7 protein-coding genes, 2 tRNA genes and 2 pseudogenes are annotated in these 6669 nt (G+C 70.2%); 1 reads left to right on the top strand and 10 read right to left on the bottom strand.

Annotation, left to right across the window (positions count from 1 at the left end):
• The 10 genes and pseudogenes from G3I40_RS00580 to G3I40_RS00625 all read right to left on the bottom strand — a co-directional run.
• Positions 1-429: pseudogene (locus G3I40_RS00580) on the bottom strand (hypothetical protein); the annotation flags it as partial.
• A 91-nt stretch (positions 430-520) separates the two neighbouring features.
• Positions 521-1615 carry a UDP-N-acetylmuramate dehydrogenase gene (locus G3I40_RS00585; protein ID WP_164300171.1) on the bottom strand — a complete coding sequence of 365 codons (1095 nt, stop codon included), beginning with the start codon at positions 1613-1615 and terminating at the stop codon, positions 521-523.
• A 21-nt stretch (positions 1616-1636) separates the two neighbouring features.
• Positions 1637-2017, bottom strand: coding sequence for a DUF3291 domain-containing protein (locus G3I40_RS00590; RefSeq protein WP_164300167.1), 381 nt, complete (start codon positions 2015-2017; stop codon positions 1637-1639).
• Between the two features lie 57 nt (positions 2018-2074).
• On the bottom strand, positions 2075-3535 hold the full coding sequence (locus tag G3I40_RS00595) for a DHA2 family efflux MFS transporter permease subunit (RefSeq protein ID WP_164300168.1): 1461 nt from the start codon (positions 3533-3535) through the stop codon (positions 2075-2077).
• A 104-nt stretch (positions 3536-3639) separates the two neighbouring features.
• On the bottom strand, positions 3640-4194 hold the full coding sequence (locus G3I40_RS00600) for a helix-turn-helix domain-containing protein (protein ID WP_203643132.1): 555 nt from the start codon (positions 4192-4194) through the stop codon (positions 3640-3642).
• Between the two features lie 115 nt (positions 4195-4309).
• Positions 4310-4738: a MaoC family dehydratase gene (locus G3I40_RS00605; protein WP_164300169.1), complete on the bottom strand. Its 429-nt coding sequence runs from the start codon at positions 4736-4738 to the stop codon at positions 4310-4312.
• 2 nt (positions 4739-4740) lie between these two features.
• A complete protein-coding gene (locus G3I40_RS00610) occupies positions 4741-5193 on the bottom strand; it encodes a MaoC family dehydratase N-terminal domain-containing protein (RefSeq protein WP_164300170.1) in 453 nt (150 codons plus the stop codon).
• Between the two features lie 115 nt (positions 5194-5308).
• Positions 5309-5473, bottom strand: a complete 165-nt coding sequence (gene rpmG, locus G3I40_RS00615) for a 50S ribosomal protein L33 (RefSeq protein ID WP_004571794.1) — start codon at positions 5471-5473, stop codon at positions 5309-5311.
• A 90-nt stretch (positions 5474-5563) separates the two neighbouring features.
• Positions 5564-5636 (bottom strand) — tRNA-Met (locus G3I40_RS00620).
• A gap of 46 nt (positions 5637-5682) precedes the next feature.
• Positions 5683-5755: transfer RNA gene (locus G3I40_RS00625), tRNA-Thr, on the bottom strand.
• Between the two features lie 195 nt (positions 5756-5950).
• Here G3I40_RS00625 and G3I40_RS00630 point away from each other — a divergent pair.
• Positions 5951-6669 (top strand): annotated as a pseudogene (locus tag G3I40_RS00630) (hydrolase); the annotation flags it as partial.

A 6669-nucleotide genomic window follows, 5' to 3' on the forward strand; every position in this document is an offset into this window, starting at 1 on the left:
CTGGACAGCGGCGTCGGAGGGCGGCTTGGGGACCTGGCCCGCAGTGAGCAGTTCGGTCCGCAGCGCCTGCGGCGAATCGGGCGCCAGTTCCTTCAGCCGCGCGGCCGCCTCCCGCCCGCGCGCCTGCCTGCCCGGTTGCTCCATGACGTCACCGGCGAGCCCGAACTCGGCGTAGGCGGCGAGCAGGTCGAGGTCGTCGGGGAAGGCGTCGAGCCCGGTCCGAAAGGCGAGCTCCGCGGCGGTGTCGTGATCGTCCTCGTCCTGCGCCGCATGGGCGCGGCCGAGGACGGCGTACAGGCCCGCGTGCGGCCCGTGGGCGTCGAGGCCCGACTGCGCCTCGGTGCGCGCCTGTCTCCACTCCCCCGCGCGCAGCAGCGATCGTGCGCGCTCGTACGCGGGCAGCACGGACTGCCCGTCGGTCTCCTGCATCTGTGGTCCCCACCCCTGATGTACGCGTCGATCGTCTCGACGCCGTCACTATCAGGGACGAAGTCCCTCCAGGTCAACGAATAATTGCAGCTCAGAGGCTTACGCCGACGGTGACCGGCTCATTGACCAGCGTGACCCCGAAAGCGTCGCGGACGCCCGTCACGACCTCGCGGGCCAGGGTGAGGAGGTCCTCGGTGGTGGCCTCGCCGCGGTTGGTGAGGGCGAGGGTGTGCTTCGTGGAGATGCGGGCCGGGCCGGAGCCGTAGCCCTTGGTGAAGCCCGCCTTGTCGATGAGCCAGGCGGCCGACGTCTTCGTCAGGCCCTCACCTGCCGGAAAAGCGGGCGCCTTCATGTCGGGGCCCAGACGCTCGGCCACGCGCGCGTGGAAGGCCGCGAACTCCGCATCCGTAAGGATCGGGTTGGTGAAGAACGAACCGGCCGACCAGGTGTCGTGGTCCTCCGGGTCGAGCACCATGCCCTTGCCTGCCCGCAGCTTCAGGACGGTCTCGCGCGCGGTGGCGGCCGGCACCCGGTCACCCGCCTCGACGCCGAGGGTGCGAGCGGTCTCCGCGTACTTGATGGGCGCGCTCAGGCCGCCCGCGTCCTCCAGCTCGAAGCGCACCCGCAGGACTACGTAGCGGTCGGGTTCGCCCTTGAAACGGCTGTGGCGGTACGAGAAGGCGCACTCGGCGTTCGGGATCGTGACCGTCTCGCCCGACGTGCGGTCGTAGGCGACCACCTCGGTGATGGTGGCGGAGACCTCCTGGCCGTACGCCCCCACGTTCTGGATCGGCGTCGCGCCGGCGGAGCCGGGGATGCCCGCGAGGCACTCGATGCCCGCGAGACCGGCCTCGACGGTGCGCTCCACGGCGTCGGTCCACACCTCGCCGGCCGCCAGTTCCAGCTTCGTACCGGTGAGTTCGAAGCCCTGGGTGGCGATGCGCAGGGCGGTGCCCGCGAAGCCGGCGTCGCCGATGACGAGGTTGCTGCCGCCGCCGATGATCAGCAGCGGGGTCCCGGTGGCATCCGCCTCGCGCACGGCGTCGATGACCTCGGCGTCGGTCGTCGCGGTGAGCAGCCGGGTGGCGGGGCCGCCGAGCCGGAAGGTGGTCAGGGGGGCGAGGGGGGCTTCGTGGAGTTCCTGCACGCGCTCCAGGGTACGAGAACGGCCCCGCCGCTCGGGCAGGGCCGTCGTTCGTGCCGGGCGTCACCGCAGGCGCCGCAGGACGTCCTCCCAGTCGAGCGGCAGAGCGTCCGTGGACGTCGTCCAGGTGACGAACTTCGCGTCCGCCATGTGTCCGCGCAGTCCGGCCGCGATCGGCCCGTGCGGCGCGGAGGCCGCGAAGTTCTTGAGGGCCTTGGGCGACTCCCAGACGGACAGCGTCCAGAAGGTGCGCCGGAAAGGCGCCGCCTTCAAGGTGGCTCCGTAGGCGCCGGGGGCCCGGCTCACCTGGCGCCAGATCGTGGGCGTACGGAAGAAGAACTTCAGGGCGCCCCATAGGGTGCGGGTCTCGAAACGGGAGGCGAAGACCGTGGCCTCCGCGCGCGTGGGCGGGGTGTTCGGGGTGGTCCAGGGCAGTGTCGGCACGACGTGCTCCCTTCGCGTCCGCACGGACGGATGTCAGGACTGAGGTCAGGACGGATGTCAGGCGCTCTCCAGGACCTGCGCGGCAGGCTCGGTGCCCTGGACCACGGTGTGCGCGGTCCCGTCCGCCGCGCCGGTCCGGTCGGTCCGCGGGATGAACATCGCGGCGACTCCGCCGAGCGCGACCACCACGGCGCCCACCCACAGCGCGGGCTCGATGCCGTTCACGAAGTGCTGGGCGGAGTCGTAGCCGCCCTGCGCCGAGAAGATCGACGCCATGATGGCGATGCCGAGTGCGCCGCCGACCTCGCGCAGGGCGTTGTTGGAGCCGGACGCGATGCCCTGCTCCTGGGGCCGGACGCTGGACATCACCAGGTTGGAGGCAGGGGCGAAGTACAGCGACATCCCGAGGCCGCTGACGATCAGGGCCGGCAGCTGGGCCGCGTACGAGACGTCGGCGGAGATCACGACGGCGAACCAGCCGAGCCCGACGGCCTGCAGGAACAGGCCGGTCGCGGCGACCGTGCGGCCGCTGATCCGGTCGGACAGGTATCCGGCTATCGGCGCGACGAGCATCGGCATGGCCGTCCAGGGCAGCATCCGCAGGCCCGCCTCGGTGGGCGAGTAGCCGAGCACGCCCTGCAGGAACTGGCTGAGCAGGAAGATCGAGCCGAACATGCCGAGGAACATCAGCAGGCTCGCGGCGTTGACCCCGGCGAAGGCGCGGGAGCGGAAGAGGCGCATGGGGAGCATGGGGTTCTTGGCGCGGATCCCGTGGAGGACGAACCCGATGAGCAGGGCCGCGCCGGCGAACAGCCCGGTCAGCACGATGGCGTCGGTCCAGCCGACGACGGGTGCCCGGACCAGGCTGTACACGATGCCGAAAAGGCCGCCGCTGGCGAGCACGGTGCCCACGATGTCGAGCGGGGCGCCGGTGCCGTGGGACTCCTTGAGGCGCAGGCGGGCGAGCGGCAGCAGGGCGAGGCCGACCGGCACGTTCAGCCAGAAGATCCAGTGCCAGGAGACGTGTTCGGTGAGCGCCCCGCCGATCAGCGGTCCTGAGGCGACCGCGAGTCCGTTGGCCGCGCCCCAGATGCCGAACGCCATGCCGCGCTTGGCGGCCGGGACGGCGGCGCTGAGCAGGGTCAGGGTGAGCGGCATCATGATGGCGCCGCCGACCCCCTGCACCGCCCGGGCGGCGATCAGGGCGCCGATCCCGGTGGACATCGCCGCGGCCGCCGAGGCTCCGGTGAAGACCGTGATGCCGACCAGGAAGAGCCGGCGCCGGCCGAACCGGTCGCCGAGTGCCGCGCCGAACATCAGCAGGACAGCGAAGGTCAGTGTGTAGGCGCTGACCGTCCATTCCAGGTCGTCGAGGGCCCCGCCGAGGTCCTGGCGGATGGACGGCAGGGCCGTGGTGACGACGAGGTTGTCGAGGGCCGCCATGAATCCGGCGACGCTGGTGATGACGAGGGCCCAGACGGCTCCCCCGCGCTGATCCGGTGCTTGGTGCTGTGACATTGCTTCCCCCTGCGATCACTGAGGTTAGTTATTGATGACTAACTTTCGTGGGTACAAAAATGCGCACCCGCGCGACACACGCTGCCGACCGTCCGGACCGCCGGCTACTTGGGCTGAGCCGACTCGTAGAAGCCGGTCCACACCCGGTGATCGGGCCGGAAGCCCATCGACACCAGGACGTTGACGAGCATCCCGTACGCGAGGAACTGCGTGGTCTCCTCGACGCCCGGACCCAGCGCCCGCTGGACCGTGTCGTACATCTCCATCCAGCCGGCCCGCAGGTCCTCGCCGAACTCCGCGTCACCGGACGCCTCCGCGGAGGCCACGGCGACGTACATCTGCATCTGCATGAGCAGGACGTCCGGATCGTCGGCGATGAGCGCCTGGTAGGCCTGCCCCATGGCGTGCAGGGCCTCCTCGCCGTGCAGCCCCTCGGACGCCTCGCGGAAGACCTCCGTGGTCCGCTCGCAGCAGCGCCGGGACGCGGCGAGGAAGATGGCCTGCTTCCCGGGGAACAGCCGGAAGAGGTACGGCTGCGAGACGCCCACCCGCTGGGCGATCGCCTCGGTGGAGGTGCCCTTGTAGCCACCGCGGGCGAATTCGATCATCGCCGCGCGAGTGACGCTCTCGCGCCGCTCCTCCGCACTCATCCTGACCATGCGATTAAGTTAGTGGCCAATCACTATCTACGTCAACCCCCGCCCACGCGTAAGGGGCGCCCTCCCATGGAGGACGCCCCTTACCTGCGCGCACAAGGCGGCGCGACGGCGGCGGTCAGACCAGCTGAACGACCGCCCGCGACATGCCGAGCACCTTCTGCCCCGCGCTCGTGGCGACCAGGTCGACCCGTACGCGGTTGTCGTCGAGCTTGGCCGCGACCTTGCCGCTGACCTGGATCTCGGCGCCCTTGTCGTCGTTCGGGACGACGACCGGCTTGGTGAAGCGCACCCCGTACTCGACGACGGCTGCCGGGTCACCGACCCAGTCGGTGACCACGCGGATCGCCTCGGCCATGGTGAACATGCCGTGCGCGATCACATCCGGCAGGCCGACCTCGACCGCGAACTTCTCGTTCCAGTGGATCGGGTTGAAGTCGCCGGAGGCGCCCGCGTACTGGACGAGCATGGCGCGCGTCACCGGGAACGTCTGCGCCGACAGCTCGGTGCCGACCTCGACGTCCGCGTACTTGATGGTCGTCGCCATGGTCACGCCTCCTCTGCCGCGCGCGAGACGAGCTTCGTCCAGGCGGTCACGACGTGCTCGCCCGCCTCGTCGTGGACCTCGCCCCGGACGTCGATGATGTCGTTGCCCGCAAGGGACTTGATGGCCTCGATCGTCGACGTGACGGCCAGCTTGTCGCCCGCGCGCACCGGGCGCGTGTAGGCGAACTTCTGGTCGCCGTGCACGACGCGGCTGTAGTCGAGCCCCAGCTCCGGGTCGTGGACGACGTCGCCCGCGGCCTTGAACGTGATGGCGAACACAAAGGTCGGCGGCGCGATCACATCGGGGTGACCGAGCGCCAGCGCCGCCTCGCGGTCGGCGTAGGCGGGGTTCGTGTCGCCCACCGCCTCGGCGAACTCGCGGATCTTCTCCCGGCCGACCTCATACGGAGCGGTGGGCGGGTAGGTCCGCCCCACGAAGGACTGGTCGAGCGCCATGGACTCGGCACCTCCTGGATGCGAGAACGAGGTGGGTGAACAACGTCGTTGAACCAGCTGGGTCAACGACACGAGGCCGCCCCCTTACGGGGACGGCCTCGTGTGCGAGCCTGATTTATCGCGTTTCGCGGTGCGCGGTGTGCGCGTTGCAACGCGGGCAGTGCTTCTTCATCTCAAGACGGTCCGGGTCATTACGCCGGTTCTTCTTGGTGATGTAGTTCCGCTCCTTGCACTCCACGCAGGCCAGCGTGATCTTCGGGCGGACGTCGGTGGCAGCCACGTGAGTGCTCCTTGACGGACGGGACGGGATGGATTAACGCATAAAAGAGTAGCCGATCGAAGGACCGACCCCACAATCGGCTACTGTCAGTAGCGGTGACCGGACTTGAACCGGTGACACAGCGATTATGAGCCGCTTGCTCTACCGACTGAGCTACACCGCTGTGATGCGATGACCCCTCACCCGAAGGTGAGGGAACTTCACACCAGAGCCCCAATGCGGAATCGAACCGCAGACCTTCTCCTTACCATGGAGACGCTCTACCGACTGAGCTATTGGGGCGAGCGATGAAGACATTACACGGTCGCCCGCCGATCGCCCAAATCCTTTGAGGGCGGGCGGCACAGGCGCCCCGCGGACCTCATCCGTACGACTATTGCGGCCCTCCCCGAAGCTCCCTCGCCGCCGTCCTAGGCTCGTCCCACCCTGCGTGATCTTGTCCGCAGCACGAGCCCTCGACGAGCCCTCAGGAGCGCGATGCCCGACAGCCCGCCGCAGCAGCCCCCCTCCCCCGGCTCCCCGGACGACGCCCCGGACGCCTCCGGCCTGCTGCTGTGCGGCGCCCGGCTCACCGACGGCAGGACCGTGGACGTGCGGCTGGGCGGCGGGCGCATCGAGGCGGTCGGCACGGCCGGCAGTCTCACCGCCCACACCTCGCGCGTGGACCTCTCCGGGTACCTCCTGCTGCCCGCCCCCGCGGAACCGCACGCGCACGGCGACACGGCCCTGTCGGCGGAGAGCGACGGGCCCGTGTCGTACGACGCGGAGGACGTCCAGCGACGTGCCACCGAGTCCGCGTTGCTGCAACTCGGCCACGGGGCGACCGCGTTGCGCTCCCATGTGCGGATCGGCGACATGGAGGGGCTCGATTCCATGGAGGCCGCCCTGAAGGCGCGGCGTTCGCTGGTGGGGCTCGCGGATCTGCGGACGGTGGCGATGCCCCGGCTGCTGACCGGAATCGCCGGGGCGGACGGCCTCGCGATGCTGCGGGACGCGGTGAAGATGGGCGCATCCGTAGTAGGCGGCTGCCCCGATCTGGACCCCGATCCAACGGGCTACGTAGAGGCGGTACTTGAGGTCGCCGCCGAGCACGGCTGCCCGGTCGACCTGCATACGGACGGGGCCGATCCGGCGCGGCTCGGGCGGCTCGCGGCGGCCGCGGGCGGACTGCGCTCCGGTGTCGTCGTGGGGCCGCT

The organism is Streptomyces sp. SID14478, assembly GCF_010548525.1.
Classification (GTDB): Bacteria; Actinomycetota; Actinomycetes; order Streptomycetales; family Streptomycetaceae; genus Streptomyces.

Coding starts and splice junctions, on each gene's coding strand:
- G3I40_RS00595 (WP_164300168.1), bottom strand. CDS start 3,535: ATGTCACAGCACCAAGCACCGGATCAGCGCGGGGGAGCCGTCTGGGCC.
- G3I40_RS00600 (WP_203643132.1), bottom strand. CDS start 4,194: ATGGTCAGGATGAGTGCGGAGGAGCGGCGCGAGAGCGTCACTCGCGCG.
- G3I40_RS00605 (WP_164300169.1), bottom strand. CDS start 4,738: ATGGCGACGACCATCAAGTACGCGGACGTCGAGGTCGGCACCGAGCTG.
- G3I40_RS00610 (WP_164300170.1), bottom strand. CDS start 5,193: ATGGCGCTCGACCAGTCCTTCGTGGGGCGGACCTACCCGCCCACCGCT.